Below are 19,117 nucleotides of genomic sequence, written 5' to 3'. Positions count from 1 at the left end.
CAAACGTTCAATCCTTTCCCCCGGGAAATTGCTGCCTGTGCAGAGCTTTCTGCCAAAATTCAAACAGGGCCGTACACGCTCCCTTTATTCTGAAGACTTCTTTAACGCGATTCCGTGCAACGGCCGCAAAAGACTGTCCCTGTAATGGATTATCCAGTGCGTGCAGAATGGACCGTTTAAGCGCGTCGATGTCTCCAGCCGGTACCAACCGACCTGAATACTGATTCTGCAGAATCTCGGGGGTGCCACCAACATCGGTTGCCACAATCGGAAGTTCACTGGCAGCGGCCTCCAGCAGGACACGCCCCAGCGGTTCCTGCCTGGCAGAATGGACCAGTAGATCGGCTGCATTCATCCATTGTTCCACATTCGCACAATACCCCGCACGATGCAGATGCTGTGGACGCCCACTGGATGCAAACACGTCGGCAATTGCCTGTTCATACGCCAAACTTTCTGCTTTTTCCGAGTACCGCCGGCCAACCAGAACCAGGTGGATGTCTGCACTTGTCTGCAGACACTTTGTGACGGCCTGAGCCAGATCCCGTTGGCCTTTTCGCAGACAAATCTGACCGACGTTGAGCAGAACCCGATCCGACGGCTGAAGTCCCGGCAGCAGTTGACTGCGAGCATTTTCCAGTGAGCGTTTCCGAAATCGTGTGTCGTCCACACCATTATAGATGACCTGTGCACGATCCGTCTGCAGTCCGAGAGAACAGTAAAAGTCATATGTCGCCCGTGAAACGCAGGCAATTCCGTCCAGTCTGTTCAGATCCCGGACTGCTGCTGCGCTGAGTTTCATGATGTCGCGAATGTGGCCTGTGCAGTGAATCTGTGGCAGCAGATGACGCAGGCGGCCTAATAATCGGCTCATCGACAAACTGTTTGCATGCAGGAGATCCGGCCTGAGTTCGCCGGTGATACAGCTTAGTTCTGCTGACAGATCCTGCGCTTCACGCCGAATCCCTGCGGAAGAACGTAGGTGAAACGGACTGATCGCAATATTGAGACTTTTGAGACGCTGCGCCAGCGGTCCTTCTGACGGGGCAAGAGCAGTGAACCGAATGCCGGCTGATCCCTGCAGTTCCCGCAGCACAGTCAACATGGAATGTTCCCCCCCGCTGAGCGTGGGGTATTCGAACAGGATGGCAACATGCGGGCTCATGTGAGCAACCATTCGATGACTCGCCAGTCCATCCAGTGACGGTCGGGATCATCGCATCGGCGGCCAAGATAACCGAGATGACCACCGTGTTTTGTAAGACACAGGGTCACCGAAGGCGACAATGTCTGATGGTTGAAGGGTTCAGATGAGACAAGAGGGTCATCTTCTGCAGCCAGAATTGTTGTCGGGCAGTTAATCCGGTCCAGGTAGGGTCCGGCAGAAGCGAAGTTATAGTAATCGTCAGCCGACTCGAATCCGGACGCCGGTGCAGTGAACAAATTATCAAAGTCGTACAGCCGTCGTGGCGGTCGCTTCACCTGTGCCAGCGGAAGATTGTCCCGCCATTGCCGCCCTCGGGAAACCTGGCGGATCAATCGCCGGGTAAAGTATGAATCGTAAGACCGCCCGATCCCGGAATTACCAAGCTGTTTGACGCAATGCTTCAGGTCGATCGGGGGGGAGACGGCGACTGCTCGAAAAAGATTCCGGGAGTGATCGAAACTCCGGTCACCCAGGTACCGCAGCAGCAAATTGCCGCTCAGTGAAAAACCCACAATCGAAATTGAAGAACCGGGACACAGGTTTTCGATGGTGGTAACCGCACAATGCAGGTCGTTGATCCGCCCGGCGTGATAAGGGTGTCGGGCCAGACCCTCCCCGGCACCACAACCACGATGATCCATCCGAAAGGACCTGACACCCTGACGATTCAGCCGGGATGCAATTCTCATCATGTATCCACTGCCGTGGCATCCTGACAATCCATGCAGCAACAGTACCGCATGATGGCCGCACACCCAGTCATCCGGCCGATCATCATGCAGCACAACAAAGTCACCATCTGAAACAGCAACCCTGTGCTGTCGGGTTCCTTGAAAAACAGACGATGCCGTCACAAATGCACTCAAAAGGGTTTGTCGGTGACCTCCGCACAGTCCGAAAGCAGGAACAAACGGCGTGACTTCTGAGGAAACAGCCGACAGCAGGACAGGCGATGACAGATTCTTCCGGAATGTCCGGTCGATGGCGGCGAAAGATCGATGAAACTCATTCACGTCTGTATCCAGCCCCCGCAGTCCGGTCATCCGGGACTTGACCGCGAGGTATTGACCAGGCAAAACATCCGGTGAACTCAGTTGTCTGCCCCGTCATTGTCATCGAACGTCAGTTCTTTGCCACCACCCTGCAGCTTCTGAAGGCGTGTCTGAACATCCCGATACCCGTAATCAACACTCAGAATTTCTGTGTAGTGTTGATCGGCATCAGTATGGCGATCCGTTTTTTCAGCGATACGACCCTGCCAGTAGTGCGCCAGCTTGAACGGGTCGGGTTTGTCAGCAGCATTGAGTGACTCAAGTGCCTTATCAAATTGTCGAATCCCGAGAGCAACCTGTCCGCTGCGAACAAAACACTCTCCGAGCCACACCAGCGAATCTTCCTTAAGGCGAATGTCGGCACTTGCCTGCTGGTACAAAGGAATCGCCTTAACAAATTGTTTTGTCCTGCGAAATAAATCGGCCAGATCGAACTTCATTTTCATGTCCTGAGGATGTCGTTCGATGCGAGGTACCAGAATCTCTATTTCACGATCGATCAGACTCGCGCTGAGGGTCGCTGCTTTTTCTTTCAAACGGGTTTTATCAGGATGCATTCGCGACAGGCTTCTGGCATCCGCCAGTTTGTCGTTCAGGATTTCAAGTTCAACGTCCTCCCTGAATTCCAGTACCTCTGTTTTACCAGGTGACTTTTCCAGCACCTGGTCGTAGAGTTCCAGGGATTTTGTTAACTGCCGCTGTTCACGAAAGTACTCGGCCAGACGCAGATAGTTGTTAAGGTTCGAGGGATCTTTTCGAATGGCATGTCGCATGTCTGCTTCACTGGATTCTCCCGGAGCATCGGCGTTCGCCTGCTGTGCTTTGCGCGCCTTACGGTCCTCGTCATAGGCGTTGACTGTGGTTTCCGGCTGAGCGGCAACATCACGAGTACTCTCCGCGTCCCCGTAGCCGCCACGATACATGACAGCCTGAGCGTCGCACTGGGTCATCATCGATCGTGCCGCTCCGTTTGTCGGATCAGCGTCGCAAATCCTTTTAAAACACTCACGAGCTTCCAAAAATTTATTGCCTTCCATGAGCACCTTGCCCAGTGCATCGTTGTAGGCAATATTTGTACGATCGAATTTGACCGCCCTTTTCCAGGCATATTCAGCGACTTCCTGAAATTCCCGCTGAACGGCTGCTTCACCAATATCGGCAAACAGTTGAGCATCCCATGGATTAAGAAATAAACCTTCTTCAGCAGCCTGATCAACCGCCTTCCAGTCCTTTTTCATTCGGCTTTTCTTAACCCGTCCACGGATGCTGACGAGTCTGACTGAAGACATCCGTGCGCCGCTGCCATTTCCTTCGTACATTCTTTCCAGACTGCCGTGCCGCGTCTGGCGATACAGCACGTTGTCCGGCTTCATGCTGACAGCCCGGCCAAAGGACTCTACTGCAAAATCAAAGTTTTGTTTTTGCAGTGCCTCAGTGCCCTTTCTGTACCACTCCTGGGCAGCTTTTTGCATGGGATGCGGTTCACTCATCTTTGTCTCCATGCATCATAATATTACGACAGACTTCATAAGAACGGCAGGACAGATTGTATACGTTGTCAATAACAAGTCCGGTCTTCATCGGAAATAGGTAATCCGGCATCGTCGGCAGGAACAAATTCCGGTTCCCGGCCCCAATCTCAGCGTCTCAATTGTTTATACGGGACCCTAAATTGTACGGTTGAGGACCGCTACCGGCAAATTTGAACGGAGCAGGGCGGAAACCGAAGGTCACCAGACATCAATGGACGTTGAATCGGACTGAAATGATTGAGGCACATCACTGATATCGGACACAGGCCGTTTCAGCCCCCCAACACACAACAGGCGGGAAGCGGCATTTGTTTGTTGGCACAAACCAGGGATCAACCCGGCGGATATTGCCTGAACCGGCGATATCCAGGATGATAACGAAACGATGCGGAATCGCTTATTTTCCGCTATGAAATAAGGTGAGCACGGATGCTTTCGCCGTCGGAAAACCTCAGAAAGTCAGTGACGGAGTTGCAGATCTGCACCGCTGAGCAGCTCATTTCGTGCGAACCGGAAGTTCGGCGTTTGACCGGCGGTCTGCCAGGGTTTGATTCGTGCTGGCTGGATGTCCTGGTCGCCCATCGATTGCTGACACCGTGGCAGGCCGCAGTGTTACAGTCCGAAGATCAACATCTCATACAACAGGGAGCGTATCGACTCAGAGAGCCAATTGGACAAAGAACATGGCTGGCGGAGACCTTAGACCGGAGCCGGCTGGTTGTGCTGAGCCGTCTGGCAGCTGCCGATCGACCGGCAGCGGAGCACCTGCTGGCTCGGGCTCGGGCTGAAGTGAAGGCCGCAATCGAAGCACGTTCGTTTATTCCGGAGTCGATCTGTTTACCGCGAGAGTTTCTTTCTGAAGAAAACACTGATTGCGGCTGGGTGGTTAGTCCGTTTGTGCCCGGATGGCAGCTGGATGAATTATTGATTCGTGGTGGGCGGTTACCATGGCAGGTTGTAGTGGAGATCGGCCGCACGTTGCTGGACGGACTTCACCGGATGCAACTGAAAGAACTCAATCATGGTGATATTTCACTGCGTAATGTGCGACTTCAGCCGGACGGTCAACCCGTGTTGGTGGACCCGTTCACGGCAAGGTGGTTAAAGCCGTCGGTTGGTTTTCGAGCTGATCTTCGACTACGTGATATTCGGCACAGTGCTCCCGAACTGGTTGACAGCGGCCGACAGGGCGATGCCGTGAGCGATTTGTATTCTCTGGGGACGGTACTCTGGCAACTGTTGACCGCACGGCCAACGTTTATCTCAGCGGATCCCGTCGTATTTCTGATGCAGTGCCGTGAACGTGACGTGGAAGATGTTCGCCGCTGGGTCCCGGACTGTCCTGATGAACTTGCCTGTCAACTGCAGCTGTTCACACGTCGTCGGCCCGAACTGCGTCCTCAAACGATCGAAGCCGCACTCAATCAGTGGAATGTGCTGCCACACACGGAGAATTCGGCGACGCATAATTTACTGCGGCGAATGCCCGACCGCAGTCGTCTGCTGACGGCTCCGAAACCAACCCTCAATCGACGACGGATGATCAAACGAGGCTGGGCAGTTGCAGCGGTAACCGGCTGCGTAATGGCTGGATTAAGCAGCAGCCTGGTCCCGCTGCCACTCAATCTGCGTCGGACTCCCGTTGCCCACATACCAGACAGGGTGTTGACTGAAAACACGAAAAAGGATCAGCAGGTTCAGAGCCCGCGGTCAAAGAACACGACACTTCCAGAGCCAACAGCCGGTGGAGTGATCGAGCTAATCGGGGGTCAGAGATATGCAGCGCGAACACTGCAACAACCCGGCACGATTCGAATTCGCTGTTCGGAGGATAATCCTGCAATTGTGGAGGTACCTCAACACTCTTCATGGAAGATTTCGGCTGATCAACTGCATTTGACAGGTCTGCAGGTTCAGTTTGAACACGATCCGATCGAAGCTGTTCAACCACTTCTGGATCTCCATTGTCAGGTCCTGGAACTCAGTCGAACAATTGTGAACAGCGATAGCGGGAACCAGAGCACCGGACTTCGCTGGACGCCACTTAATCACGGTTCCAGCATTGTCCGGGTGACGAACACGGTTTTTCTTTCAGGTCGCTACGGAATCCGCACGGTAGGTGCCCCTGGAAATTTTGCGTTTCGTAATGTTCTGTTCCGTGCTGCTGAAACAGCGTGGCGCTGTAACTCCGTCGGTCATCAGCACGCCCGGCTTAACATGACAAAGGTCACTCAGCTGGGTGGCAGCAGCTTTGCGGATATTAAATGCGGCGAAGACCAGTCTCCGCTGCAGGTTGACATCACCTGCGGTGAGTCCGTCCTGACACCCACTCAGGCGCTGATCAGGCTGGCTTCCACAGCCACACAGTGGTCACCGCAGGATATTTCAGTGGCTTTCCGAATGCCGGGAGGTGCCAATCCGGTGATCGTGTTGCCAGCCACCCGTCCAGTCGTATGGTTCGATCGCTCTTTGAAACAAACTGTGGCCCTTTCCGATTCACAGATACTGCAAGAGTCACTTTTGATGGCGCAGCCCGAATTTGATTCATCCCCCGCGAGTGACACGTCGTTCCGTACAGCGAGACTGACTGACTACGATGGTCCCAAACGCGGGCAGCGGCTGCCAGGAGTCGACGTAACGTCGTTGCCGGATTTGCTGCCTGGCCCTGAAATCACAGGAAGCGACACAAAGTAACATGTACCGCCAGTTGGATGCTGATTGCGCAATTGAAACACTCAAACAGCTGAGCAGGCGAATTCACGAGCGATTTCCGGGTTCCGGCCTGGGAGGGGTCGCTGATGAACTGCTGGCAGCTGCCGGAGAAACCCGTGAGCGGGTGATCTGGATTTCGCGTCCCCATTATCCGACTCGCATCACAGTCGTTTTGTTTTTGATTGTGCTGTGTACGGCGATTGCTTTTACGGCCACAACCGTTTTAGGTGATTTACAGGGTGAACAGCTGACACCATCCGTACTGGCAGGACTGGTCGAATCAGTAACCAATGAATTTCTGCTGGCAGGTGCTGCGATTTTTTTTCTTGTGGGTATTGAGGCAAGAATCAAGCGGACACGTGCGCAGCGGGTGCTGCATGAGTTACGGGCGATCGCACACGTCATCGATATGCACCAGCTGACAAAGGACGCCTCACGCGTCATCGGTGCTGCCGGTCGGACCACTGAGTCCTCGCCGAAACGCACAATGACTGCGTTTCAGCTGACGAGGTATCTTGATTATTGCTCCGAAATGCTGTCGATCGTCGGTAAACTGGCAGCACTGTATGCTCAAAGTCTTCCGGATACCGTGGTGGTCGCGGCCGTCAACGACATTGAAACTCTGACAACGGGACTCAGTCGCAAGATCTGGCAGAAAATTGTACAGCTCGACGCCTGGACAGATGATCAAAAGGATGTCGTCAACATTCCGCGAAGTTCCACCGGAAAGAAAGACGTGTAAAGTTCATACACTGACTGCTGTACCCGGTGAACCGGTACTGTATCTGCGATGCTGCATCTTCAATCGACATCTTCCGAGCACTGGCTGGTTCAGGTGGATAACCACCTGAACGAGATCCTGATCGATCACGCTCACTGCGAGCAAAAAGCAGCAGCAGCAGCGATGGATCTGATGTTTAACTATGTGGAGAATCAGGAACTTTGCCGTCAGATGACAGCAATCATCAATGAGGAACTGGAACACTTTCATCTTGTGCTGGCAATTCTCAACGCGCGTTCAATCAAATTTCGGAAACTCAGACCTGGACCCTACGGACGCCGTCTCAAAGCACTCGTTCGCCGCCAGGAACCTCAGAAAGCCATCGACCGACTGCTGATTGCCGGACTGATCGAGGCCCGCAGCTGTGAACGATTCATGCTGTTGCGAGATCATATTGATGACCGCGAATTAAGTCGTTTCTATCGCGACCTGTGTGAATCCGAGGCTCGACACCACGCAACTTATGTGCAACTTGCTCAATCCTACGGCCATACGGAAGAGATTCGCCAGCGGCTTGATGAACTGGCCGGCCAGGAGGCCGTCATTATTGCAGATGGCAGTGACCTGCCACGGATGCACAGTTAGCAGTGCCTCTGCGCTGCACCGGACGGAAAAAATACGACGCTGGTTCTGTCAGTCGAACGACCAGCGCGTAAGTGTATCGTGATCCTTCACAAGAATTCCGTTCGGCAGCATAACCGGTGGAGCCCACGTTCGATCGTCGGCAACGGACCACGACGCCGCGATTGCCGATTTCCCGCCGTCCGCAGTAATGATCTGCAGCTTTCCATTGTCCGTCAAAGCTGCAACATGTCCCGGCAGCGATAAAAAGGTGGCATTCTCACCGGACCTGCCCGGTCCCTGCCAAAGGATTTCACCCGTCCCCGCATTGACACAGAACAGTCTTCCCTTTCCATAGTGAGAAAACCCGTACAACAGATCTCCATTGATCACCGCTGTGCTCATATCCAGCGCTATTTTGTTCTGCGACCATCTGTTTTCGACTGTCCACTGACCGTTTTTCTGCTGAGGTTCCAGGCTGTGCAGTCCGCGGTTTTCTGCTCCGAGCAGAATATGACCGCCATAAACAACGGGCGTGGGCATGTTCTGATTACTTCCTTCATGCGGAAACTCATATTCCCAAAGCAGATGACCGGTGCGGCAATCGACTCCCACAAGGGACTGGTGATTCCATTCGACAATCTGGCGAACGCCGTCGAGGTCCACCACCAGGGGAGAAGAATAGGACGCTCCATCACTGCCCTGCGTCCAGGACTCTTCACCGGTTTCCTGACTCAGAGCGACCAGTGCTCCCTGCTCATCCGTTCCAAAATGAACGAAAATGTGCTCGCGGTCTGCGATCGGTGACGTGGCCGCACCCCAGTACGGGCAGCTCTTGCCGAATCGCGCGTCGTAGTCTCGGCGCCACAACAGGTTTCCGGTCGTACCGTCCCTGGCTGAAAGCTGCCCGGTGATGCTCATCGTGAACAGGCGACCATTTACAAAAACGGGAGATGATTTCGGTCCCTTCCCGTGTTTTTCCGCACCACCGCCGATCTCAAACGGAACCACGTGACTTTTCTGCCAGATCACACTGCCGCTGTGGAGGTCCAGGCACCTGACAACTTCGTCCTGTCCCTGTCGACCGTGCTGAAACACACGGTCACCGACGACCAGTGGTGACCCGTACCCGGTTCCCACTTCCACACGCCACTGTGTCCGGAGTTCTTTCGGCCATTGTTCGGGAGGCTGAAAGTAACTTACCCATCCGTCACGGTTCGGTCCCAGCATTCCTGTCCAGAACATATCAGCCGCCGAAAGCGGCAGGCTGCCGCAAACAAAACAGACAATGAACAACGGAAGAGTGACAGGACGAAGCATGGATCTGGTTCCTTTCATGTTCCCGGGTCAGAATTCTCATCATCTCACGAGAACCGCTGCAACGACAGTGTGGTCGTTCGATATTTTTATGTCGTATTGGTCTTCGTGTTCGTCGTCGATTTCGGACAGACCCGGCCGGCCGTGTTTCGGCGCTCCGTCGGACTCTGTCAATCTGTGCATGTTAACTTAGAATAGACTTATGAAACTTCAACAGCAGCTTCGTGCCGGCCGGGTCGTGTGTTGAAATCCGGATCTGCTGCCCGCGCCACAATGATTCTGAAAGCAGAGTCTCATGCCGTTTATCGATATCAAATCCATGCCCACTCACGAAGTCTGCCCTGGTTGTCGCCTGCGGACGCCGTATGGCGAGAACCTGATGTTGTCGTATCTGGAAATGGATGATGGTGCTGTCATTCCGCTACACAATCATCCGCACGAACAGGGCGGTATGTTGCTGGAGGGCCGGCTGGAACTGACGATTGGCGATGAGGCCCGGGTCGTGGAACCGGGAGCAATGTTTATCATACCACCCAACGTACCTCACAAAGCGGTCGTGGTCGACGGTCCCGTACTGGTTCTGGATGTGTTCAGTCCCGTTCGCGAAGATTATGCTGAACTGATGAATCGTTACATTCCAACGTAACGCAGGCAGGTTAACTGTCGGTCTCAAGTTTTTTGCGGGCCTGCAGCACCGTTGTCACAAGACATTCGACATCGTCTTCGTCAATAAACGGCGAAAGCATATACGACTTGAGTGCCACGATCGGTTCGCCGTAGTCCGTGTGACGGTAGCAGTCTGTCATGGAAATTCTGACACCTTTGCCTGCCATTGCCTGTTCGTGCAGATAGTAAAAAATCCGGCGATTGTACTCATTGTGGGCCAGCAGTTCGTCTCGGGCAGACAGGTCTGTTCTCTCACGATCTTTGATTGTCCAGATGTCAACATCGTCAGGATAAATTCGGAATAAAGTCACCGGACCCACGTTGTCCCTGTTGAGCACCGTGGTGTAGCCGTGACTTTCTAAATGTTCACGCAGCAGCTCAGCCATTTCAACGAGGTGGCCGAGAATCACCTGCAGTCCCTGTCGCCCCAGTAGCAGCAGATTTGCCAAAGCGGTCAGCGGACCGGCTCCGGAACGTGATGTCTCCAGCGTGAATACTCCGGGGTGCCGTTCACCGGTTTGAAACAGATAAGGCATTTTGTCGCGACCACGGACGAGCAACTCCATGTCGCTGCGGTTCCGCACCAAAAATAAACTGGAAACGTAGGGGGCGAAACCCGTTTTGTGGAAATCGATTCCAACAGAATCCGCAAGATGTAGTTTCGAAATCCTGCGCCCTGCATCGGCTAGTGCGCGAACAGTTCCGGGACGGAAACCCAGCGGATTGGCTTCAAAATCGTAGAAGTTAAAGACAGACCAGGCCCATCCGATCACTGCATCCGCATGAATGTGCGGGCAGTAATCAAGGTCGTATTCTTCGACCAGACGATCTCGAACATCAACAATCGCTGCCAGGTCATCTATTCCAAACGCGTCCGTTGTGCCCATGGTGGCAATGATGGCCGTGATTCGGCGTTCTGCTTCAATCGCTTTTCGGCATTCTGTCTCAAAGATGTCCACCCTGACATCATTCGTCAGATTCGTCGGTACGTTGATAACATTCTTTTCACCCAGTCCCAGCCAGCCGGCAACATTCAGTCTGGCATAGTGGCTCTGGCCGGACGTAATAATCACACCCTTGGCACCAACACCGTCGTGCAGAGCATCGGGTATTGCTTTTTCGATACCGATACGCACACCATATAAAGTTGTTCCGGTACCGCCGAAAGTAAAAACACCGGTGGATATCGAAGGATCGTAGCCAATCAGTGCGGCCGACATGGCAGCGGCACGGCACTCCGCAACTTCGACGGCGTGAGAGGTATCGTCGGATACCAGATTTGGATTGTAGATGGATGCCAGCAACGATCCGACGATTCCTGGAATCGTCGGCGGCGGTACGACATTGATCTGAGTACGAGGGTGTCCCCAGATCGGCATACCTTCCAGCGTTCTGACCATTTCTCTGCTGACGCTTTCGACCGTGGACGGCAGTTCAGCAATTCGTTCTGCTTCAGCTGCAGCATAATCGAGCCGGACGGTCGTCCCCAGCAGCGGAACTTCCGACTTCATTTCGTCAACCTGGTCCAGAGCTCGCATAATTGAGAATACGAAGTAGGCATCATGAAGACGATCAGACCTGGGAGATGGAAACGCTTCTCGAATCCTTTTCAGTTGCTGCCGATAAGCTGGTTTCGACATCGAGACGTTTCTGTGAAAATGGACCGATCGAATGTCCGGATAAGGGCAAAATGCTTACGACCCGATTTCCATAATGCAACATACACAGGGAAACGGTCCGCAGTGATCGTTTCCGCACAGAACGTGCTGTACCAGCTGCCTCGCTGGTACAAACGAACATTGATACGGGCGCAAGTCTCTGTTTCGAAAAAGATCATCGGTTTTCTGATGCACTGACAAACGGTATAGACATTTCAGTCTTGATTTCAGTGCGATCAGACCCCGGTCTTCGGTTTCCGTCTTTAACTGACTGTGTAAACGTCGCGCAGCCCGAAAGAGTCAGACTTTGCAGAGAACATCGGGTCACTATCTGGCAATGCAATACAGGAACCTGTCGCTGCGCAGGAATAACATTCCATTGGTAACGATCGGACTGGCGTTGAATGTACTGCGGTCAGCAAGTTCGTTGTGTGCAAGCTGCTCGAATTTTGGCTTTGCTGCCAGCACGTATGTCCCGCCGTTTCGAGTCACGATGTACAGTTTGCCGTCACCCACAATTGCAGATGCATACGGCTGATCCGGGAATCGCTTCTCGTAGACGACTTCCCCATCTGTCAGCCGCACACAGTAGGCAACCTTGTTACGATCGCTGACCCAGTAAAGATGGCCGTCATGGACCACAGGCGAGCACACATTTGCACCGGCGTTTGTTCTCCAGAGCTCGTGTGACGCTGTCACATCGCCCTGACCGCCGGCACGAATGGCAATCGCTTTCGACTGGCGACCACCGATGACGTACACGACACCTTCATGAGATACGATGCTTGGACACACGTAGTCTTCGATTCCGGCACACTGCCACAATTCATCACCCGTTACCGGGTCGAAAGCAAGTATTTTGTTTTTTACGCTGACCACCAGTTCCTGCCGGTTGCCGACATCTACCAAATGCGGCGTGTTCCATGATGCGACCATTCCTCCGACGCGCCAGGCTTCGCTGCCGTCATCTTTGTTGATTGCCACCAGTGAACCGCTTTCGACACTGGCATTGACGATCACAAGATCATCATGCAGGACCGGTGACGTACCACAACCCCAGCCATGCGTCTCATCACCTACATCAGCCCGCCAAAGTTGACGACCATCCAGACTGAACTTAAGCACACCGGACTTGCCGAAAAATACATAGAGATGCTGACCGTCCGTTGCGGGCGTGGGTCCTGCGTAACCATGGTCGCGCACAGTTTTCGATTCCGGCAGTTTTGGTTCAACATGTTCGTCCCAGATGATCTCCCCGCTTTTGCTGATGCAGACCACATGCAGCGTCAGGTCCTCCATCCTGTCCGCATTGCTCTCATCAGTACCGTACCCGCTGTAGCAGGTGAGATACAGACGGCCACCGAGTGAAATTGGGCTGGATGCTCCGTAGCCGGGAAGTTCCCTTTTCCAGGCAATGTTTTCAGTGTCACTCCACTTCAGCGGGAGATTTTTTTCGCTCGTTACACCCTGACCGCCGGGACCACGAAACTGTCGCCATTCGACGGCTCTGGAGTCAGCCGTGACCATCAACGCGAACAGTAAAACAGGGAGTCCTGACAGCTTTGTGTTCATTGGGATCTCTTTTGATCGGGAGGGAGGAAGATGCAAAGGTTGGTGTTCCAGCCAAATTTATCTTATTTCCGGAGTGAAGCCCAGGGAAAGTACCAGCGTCACAGATCGCGGATCGCGGATCGGCAGCAGATCACAACATCCATTTCTGCACACTATTTCAGCGATACCAGGAATCCGAGCAGATCAGCTGCGTCCTGAGCGGTTGTATCGCGCAGCAACAGTTCGGGCATCAGAGATTTCTTCTGAGCAGTAAGCAACTCGATGTCGTCTCTGGATACAGACATATCCTTACCCGCTAAGTCACGAATAACGACGGATGTTTCCGTGTTCTCGATCAGCAAACCGGAATAAATCTGACCGGATTCGGTCTGCACCAGCCATGTTTGATATTTCGGATCGATTTTGCGGGAAGGGTCAAGAATGTTGATCAGTATTTCACGGCGACTCTGTCGTGTACCAATGCCCGTTAGATCGGGTCCGATTGATTTGCCCTGACCAAAAACACGATGACAGTGACGGCATTGTGTTGTCTGCGACTGCAAAAACAGTTTTCGACCACGCTCGATGTTCGCACTGAGTGACAGAATTGTTTCCGGGTTAATCGTGGCGCCAAGTCGTTTGATCCGTGATTGTTCCGGCAGGAATGGTTCGAACAGATCTCGAATTGTTGCGTCCGGATGCATACCGCCGCGGGTAATCGCAATGCGACGTGACTCCGAATGGAGCTGATTTTCGTCATCCGCGCGGACGGCTGTTGCCAAAAGAAGTGCTCCGGTTGTAGACGACAAAAGACGATCCACGATCGTCTGCCGGGTGTCGTTTTCAGAGGTAATCGGAGTTGTCAGCACATCGAGTGCTGATTCCGTAATCATTTGCAGTTGTGCTGCATCTGCAGAAAGGCCTTCAGAATCATCAAGCTGACGTATCCAGTCCCGAATTAATTCAATCCCGTCAACATCCACTGTTTGTGACCCAAAGTGCGGCATTCGACCGCGTCCCAGTTTTGACATTCGATAATACAAAACAGAACGATTCGGGTCACCGGCAGCAACAATCCACGGATCGACAATTCCGAATGTGCCCTGTGTGGGTCTCGCGAAAAGACCTGTGTCGTACAGTGAAACTGTCTCCACCAGCTGAATTGAGGCCGTTCCACCACCGCCTCGGCGATGGCAGGTCCCACAGTTGAGGTGCAGATACGACCTTGCCCGATCCGTCAGTGATGCTTCGGAATCAAACGGATTTGTTGTGCAGGACAGATGATCCACAGGCAGCCGGTCAACCAGGTGATTCGCATGAAGCGGTTTACTGAACAGTCCAATATGCGCCAAAGTTCGCAGCTGATTATCTGTAACCGACCCATAATCGAAATCCCGATTGAGCTGTGCCGGACGAAATCCGTAGATGGATCCGCCCCGGGTGGTATGACAAAGAATACACTCGGTGCGACTGGCAAAGTGCCAGGTTTGCTGTCTGGTTTCACCATCAACATCAGAATCACAAACGTCAAACGACCGGTCGAAACCAGGTCCTGCTGTAAGATATCCATCGCTCTGTTCGTCATTCCAGAGATAACTGTAAGCTTCCCACTGGTCTCCGTTGCGATGCAGTATTTGTGTTTCCAGCCGTCGCTGCCTGGCAGAATCGATTTGAAGGAGCACGGTTTTGCCAAGGACAGCACCGTCGGGATAACTCCACTCACCCTGGATATTTCCCTTTTGAGAGTTGTTTTCATCATGAACACCAAGACGGGATTCTCCAGGAAGCGCAATGAATCGCTGCGCAGTGGTTCCGTCGGCCCAGGGTTCAGCATTGATGTTGTAGGGAATGACTCCTGCGGCAAGCTGATGTTCGGACGTTGAGGTGAATAATCCGGTTTCACTCAGACTTCCCGGAAACAGATCCTCATCCCCGGTTACTGTGTTAGCGACCAGACGATGGATGGTGCCATGATAGTCAACAATATAGAGTCGCTGCTGATGGTCGACCCCAAAGCAAACGATCTGCAGTGTGGTGTCTGCCAGTTCGCGGGGCGCCGTCGCCAAAGATTCGACGTTCAGGCTCCAGATTTTTCCGGTGACGTAATCACCATACACGTAGTTGCCGGCAAGTTTGCTCAACCGACTGCCACGGTAGACATGTCCACCCGTTATTGAACGTGACTCTGTGTGTGAGTGCGCAGCAGCCGGCGGCGTAACGGGCGTTGGACCGCGTGGATCGTCCGGATGAACGGGCTGTGTGTGCTCCAGCAGACTCCAGCCAAAATTCGCACCTGGCTCAGCCCGGTAGATCATTTCCCACATTTCCCATCCGACGTCACCGATCCACAAATCGCCGGTGACCGGATCAAAACTCATGCGCCACGGATTGCGATGTCCGTAGGTCCACACTTCACCGCGCGCGCCGTCCCGGCTGACAAAGGGGTTGTCCTCAGGCACAGAATAAGGCAATCCGTTGGCCGGATGATCGACATCGATTCTTAACACGGACGCAAGGAGATCACTGACATCCTGTCCGGATTTGTGAATATCAGGCGGAAACCCAGGTGAACCATCTCCGGTGGAAATGTAAAGCAGACCGTCCTGAGGTCCAAACTGGAGCGAGCCACCGTTATGTCCCCCGCCCCGCCAGGTAATCAGAATTTCTTCGGTCGCAGAATCAATGAGAAACGGTTCCACGGAACTCACCCGAAAACGTGACACCCGAGTACCTTCCGGATCTCCCGACTTCAGTCTGTAACAAATAAAACACTGTCGATTTCTTTTGAACTCGGGGTGAAATGCAAATCCATACAACTGCAGTTCCTCGCCGACAGCGGCGGCGTCCGGAATTTCCCGTATGTCAACGGCCAGCGTACAACTCGTTGCATCCTGTCGATTGGGAAATGTGAGCAGCCTGCCGGCAATTTCGACGACCAACATTCGATTCGTGCCGGGCACGGCAATCAGGTCAACCGGATTCTCAAATGAAAGCTGCGGAAAGACCCGCTCGGTCACGTATGGCAACGGCGGTCGGGGTGTCCCGCGAATTCGGGATGTTGTCCACGGAGTTCGAATGTCAATTCCGTACGGTTGTCCCGGTTCATCTGCGGTGCACTGCACTTGAGCGTTCACAGCAGCGAACACACAGGTCAAAGTTAACAGCCGGTTCAGTTTCATCAGGCGGTTCTCATTTACATGTGACAGAGTGCAGTGAAGTATCACACCCCGATCGTAACTTTGAAATACAAAACGGCAGCAGACATTACACTGACAGGCTGTGTCTCGAATTGTCACTCTAAACCGGTTTCCAGGGCACGGGAGCTTTTGATCTCACACGAGTTACAAATTAACGGATTTTTTCACGTCGTTTCAAACAAACAGACAGAGGCCGTCCGGCACAGATCCCGCTGTCAATTCTAAATTTTCACACAGGCCCGACAGGCATACAGTGTTTACCGACGGGCAGAAATTTATGGTTCGAAACCGCTGCTGCGGGTCACATGCAGAACGGTTCAGAATTTTTGGGGTCAGGGCCTGCTGCGGAAACCGGAAATTCCGCAAAGTGCATGGATTCGTCTGTCCGCAAAGAAGACACTCCTTGCTGTTAACTTTTCTATGTTCATGCTTTTGGGCGGAGACTCCCTCGTGTCTCAGACTCCTGCACAGTGCATCATATTTTTCGTCTCCATCATATGTCTGAGCGGTCCTCTTGCTGCTGTCCAGCCGCTTGATCTGTCAAGGGCCGTCATTGTCACCAGAGCAGATGCAGACCCTGGTGTGCGAATGGCGGTTACCGTGCTGCAGGAAGAGATTGAAAAGCGAACAGGACTTGTTCCTGCAGCCACTGCAAACTGGCCGACTGCACCTCAAGCTGTGATCGCCATTGGACTCGAATCTCACGTCCGTCAGTTTGCACCAAACTATGCTGATCGAATTCGTCAGAGCCCCGTTCCCGCTGCAGAGGGATTCCATTTCAGCGTTAACACCGATCAACAGACGGTGGTGCTGATCGCAGGCGCAGATGCGCGCGGGGTGTTGTACGGAGTGGGAATGTTTTTGCGCAGGAGTGAATGGGCGGCGGGCGCACTTCAGATTCCGCTGATCTCAATGGCGACTGCACCCAAATATTCTCTACGCGGACATCAGCTCGGCTACCGACCGAAAACGAATTCCTACGACGCCTGGTCACACGCCCGGTTTGATCAGTACATACGTGAACTGGCACTCTTCGGGACGAACAGTATCGAACTGATCCCTCCGGTATCTGACGATGATCGCACCAGCCGTCACATGAAAGTGCCGGCAATGGAGATGATGACAAAAGTGGCGGCAAGCTGTGACACCTACGGTCTGGACGTGTGGGTCTGGTATCCCAACGTCGGCAAAGACTACACCAGCGAAAAAGGGATCGCATACGAACTCAACGAACGCGATGAGGTCCTGAGCCGACTTTCACGGGTCGATCATCTGCTGGTCCCCGCCGGTGACCCGGGAGATCTGCATCCCGATCAATTTTTTCCGTTTATGGATTTGATGGCGCCTGTGCTGAGGAAACACCATCCTCATGCCAAAATCTGGGTGGCTCCCCAGGCGTTTCGTCCCACAAATGACTGGCTTGAGGTGTTCTACGAATACATCAACCGAAAGCCGGACTGGCTGGGTGGAGTCGTTTTTGCGCCCTGGGTCAAGACACCGATCGCAGAACTGCGCGACCGGATTGATCCGTCCGTTCCGCTGCGACGGTATCCGGATATTACGCACAGTGTTTCGGCTCAATACCCCGTCAAAAACTGGGACCTGGCGTTTGCCCTGACCCTGCACCGCGAGTGTTACAACCCGCGACCGCTTGCCATGAAGGCAATTCACAATGCATTCGATGAGTATGCTGCGGGAACAATCTCCTACTCGGAAGGAATTAACGATGACGTGAACAAGTTTGTCTGGAGTGGCCAGGACTGGAACCCTGACGAAAATGTCATCGAAACACTGCGGGACTATGCTCGTCTGTTTATTTCCCCGCAGCATGCAGATTCGCTCGCGCACGGATACATGGCACTGGAGCGCAACTGGGAAGGGCCGCTCGCAGTCAATCCGCAGATTGAAATCACTCTCGGACAATGGCACCGCCTGGAAAACGAAGTAACCGGGTTCGGCCGTACACAATATCGTTTCGATATGGGACTTCTTCGCGCCTATTACGATGCGTATACAAAACGACGTCTTATCTACGAGACCGAACTTGAGATGCGTGCACGCGACGTATTGCGTACCGCACGTACTATCGGAGCACACAAGGCGATTGCCGACGCTGCCAGGATTCTGGCACGAGCATCTGAACGGGTAGCCACCGATTATCACGATCGAATTCTGGACCTGGGAAACACGTTACATGAGAAAATCGGTTCGCAGCTGACGGTTAAAGCTCATGGAGCACAGAATCGTGTCCGGGGTGCATTCCTCGACGGTCTTGACGAACCGCTCAACAATGCTCAGTGGTTGCTTACTGAATTTGAACGAATTCATCTGCTGATCGACGAGTCCGAACAGCTGGCAGCAATTGAAAACATTCTCAACAGACAGGATCCTGGACCCGGGGGATTTCACGATGATCTGGGTGCTGCAGGAAGCACCCGACGAATCGTTAACACCGTGCCGTGGGAAGAAGATCCCGGCACACTCAGAAGTTCGCGGATTGCTTACGATTATCGCATTCACGCCGAGTCCGATCGTGCATTTCCGCTGGCATGGAAGCGCCAGGCCTATGCAATCTATGAAACTGAACTCACCTTCAATTACGACGATCTCGATCCGGAAGCAGATTATCGCGTCCGTGTGGTCTACGGGACCAAGGGCGAAAAAATCTGCCTGGTTGCCGACGGCAGTCACAGGATTCATGGACTGATCGATACAAAACCAAAGCGAATCCAGGAATTTGAAATTCCGCGCGAAGCTACAGCCGACGGCAACCTCAGACTGACGTGGAGCTGTGGCGAGGCACAACGAGGCGTACAGGTCTCGGAAATCTGGTTGCTGAAGAACCAGTAGTTCGGACGGTTATGGAGGATGGTTTTATAGACC

Annotated in this window: 12 protein-coding genes; 5 read left to right on the top strand and 7 right to left on the bottom strand. The window is 53.4% G+C overall.

The annotated features are described in order from the left end of the window. Window positions 1–7: 7 nt before the first annotated feature. The 3 genes from MK110_00575 to MK110_00565 all read right to left on the bottom strand — a co-directional run bounded on the left by MK110_00575 (window position 8) and on the right by MK110_00565 (window position 3,749). Window positions 8–1,165, bottom strand: coding sequence for a glycosyltransferase family 4 protein (locus MK110_00575; GenBank protein ID MCH2209767.1), 1,158 nt, complete (start codon window positions 1,163–1,165; stop codon window positions 8–10). Beyond that, the gene (locus MK110_00570; protein ID MCH2209766.1) at window positions 1,162–2,220 is read right to left on the bottom strand and encodes an alpha/beta fold hydrolase; all 1,059 of its coding nucleotides are present in this window, start codon (window positions 2,218–2,220) and stop codon (window positions 1,162–1,164) included. Before MK110_00570 ends, MK110_00575 begins: the two co-directional genes overlap by 4 nt. Window positions 2,221–2,297: 77 nt before the next feature. Then, a complete protein-coding gene (locus MK110_00565; protein MCH2209765.1) occupies window positions 2,298–3,749 on the bottom strand; it encodes a tetratricopeptide repeat protein in 1,452 nt (483 codons plus the stop codon). 471 nt (window positions 3,750–4,220) lie between these two features. On the opposite strand from MK110_00565, the gene MK110_00560 reads away from it, so the two are divergent. From MK110_00560 to MK110_00550, 3 genes are read left to right on the top strand one after another with little or no spacing between them, the layout of a single operon-like run. Continuing rightward, window positions 4,221–6,485, top strand: coding sequence for a protein kinase (locus tag MK110_00560; protein ID MCH2209764.1), 2,265 nt, complete (start codon window positions 4,221–4,223; stop codon window positions 6,483–6,485). 1 nt (window position 6,486) lies between these two features. Beyond that, the gene (locus MK110_00555) at window positions 6,487–7,245 is read left to right on the top strand and encodes a hypothetical protein (protein MCH2209763.1); all 759 of its coding nucleotides are present in this window, start codon (window positions 6,487–6,489) and stop codon (window positions 7,243–7,245) included. A gap of 48 nt (window positions 7,246–7,293) precedes the next feature. Beyond that, window positions 7,294–7,869 carry a tRNA-(ms[2]io[6]A)-hydroxylase gene (locus tag MK110_00550; GenBank protein ID MCH2209762.1) on the top strand — a complete coding sequence of 192 codons (576 nt, stop codon included), beginning with the start codon at window positions 7,294–7,296 and terminating at the stop codon, window positions 7,867–7,869. A 48-nt stretch (window positions 7,870–7,917) separates the two neighbouring features. Here the strand turns inward: MK110_00550 and MK110_00545 are convergent, their stop codons facing one another. Further along, a complete protein-coding gene (locus MK110_00545; GenBank protein MCH2209761.1) occupies window positions 7,918–9,165 on the bottom strand; it encodes a PQQ-like beta-propeller repeat protein in 1,248 nt (415 codons plus the stop codon). Window positions 9,166–9,457: 292 nt separating this feature from the next. On the opposite strand from MK110_00545, the gene MK110_00540 reads away from it, so the two are divergent. After that, on the top strand, window positions 9,458–9,808 hold the full coding sequence (locus MK110_00540; GenBank protein ID MCH2209760.1) for a cupin domain-containing protein: 351 nt from the start codon (window positions 9,458–9,460) through the stop codon (window positions 9,806–9,808). A gap of 10 nt (window positions 9,809–9,818) precedes the next feature. Here MK110_00540 and MK110_00535 read toward each other — a convergent pair whose 3' ends face one another. The 3 genes from MK110_00535 to MK110_00525 form a co-directional block, all read right to left on the bottom strand. Beyond that, complete coding sequence (locus tag MK110_00535; protein ID MCH2209759.1) at window positions 9,819–11,468, bottom strand: pyridoxal-dependent decarboxylase; 1,650 nt, start codon at window positions 11,466–11,468, stop codon at window positions 9,819–9,821. A gap of 345 nt (window positions 11,469–11,813) precedes the next feature. Further along, window positions 11,814–13,058 (bottom strand): PQQ-binding-like beta-propeller repeat protein, encoded by a 1,245-nt coding sequence (locus MK110_00530; GenBank protein MCH2209758.1) that lies wholly within the window; start codon window positions 13,056–13,058, stop codon window positions 11,814–11,816. 152 nt (window positions 13,059–13,210) lie between these two features. Then, on the bottom strand, window positions 13,211–16,216 hold the full coding sequence (locus tag MK110_00525) for a PQQ-dependent sugar dehydrogenase (GenBank protein ID MCH2209757.1): 3,006 nt from the start codon (window positions 16,214–16,216) through the stop codon (window positions 13,211–13,213). Window positions 16,217–16,684: 468 nt separating this feature from the next. On the opposite strand from MK110_00525, the gene MK110_00520 reads away from it, so the two are divergent. Continuing rightward, window positions 16,685–19,084: a hypothetical protein gene (locus tag MK110_00520; GenBank protein MCH2209756.1), complete on the top strand. Its 2,400-nt coding sequence runs from the start codon at window positions 16,685–16,687 to the stop codon at window positions 19,082–19,084. The last annotated feature ends 33 nt before the right edge of the window (window positions 19,085–19,117 follow it).

It is taken from the genome of Fuerstiella sp., assembly GCA_022447225.1.
GTDB lineage: Bacteria > Planctomycetota > Planctomycetia > Planctomycetales > Planctomycetaceae > S139-18.
Note: the sequence above shows the minus strand (reverse complement) of the source record. Positions and strands in the feature narration are given on the sequence as shown.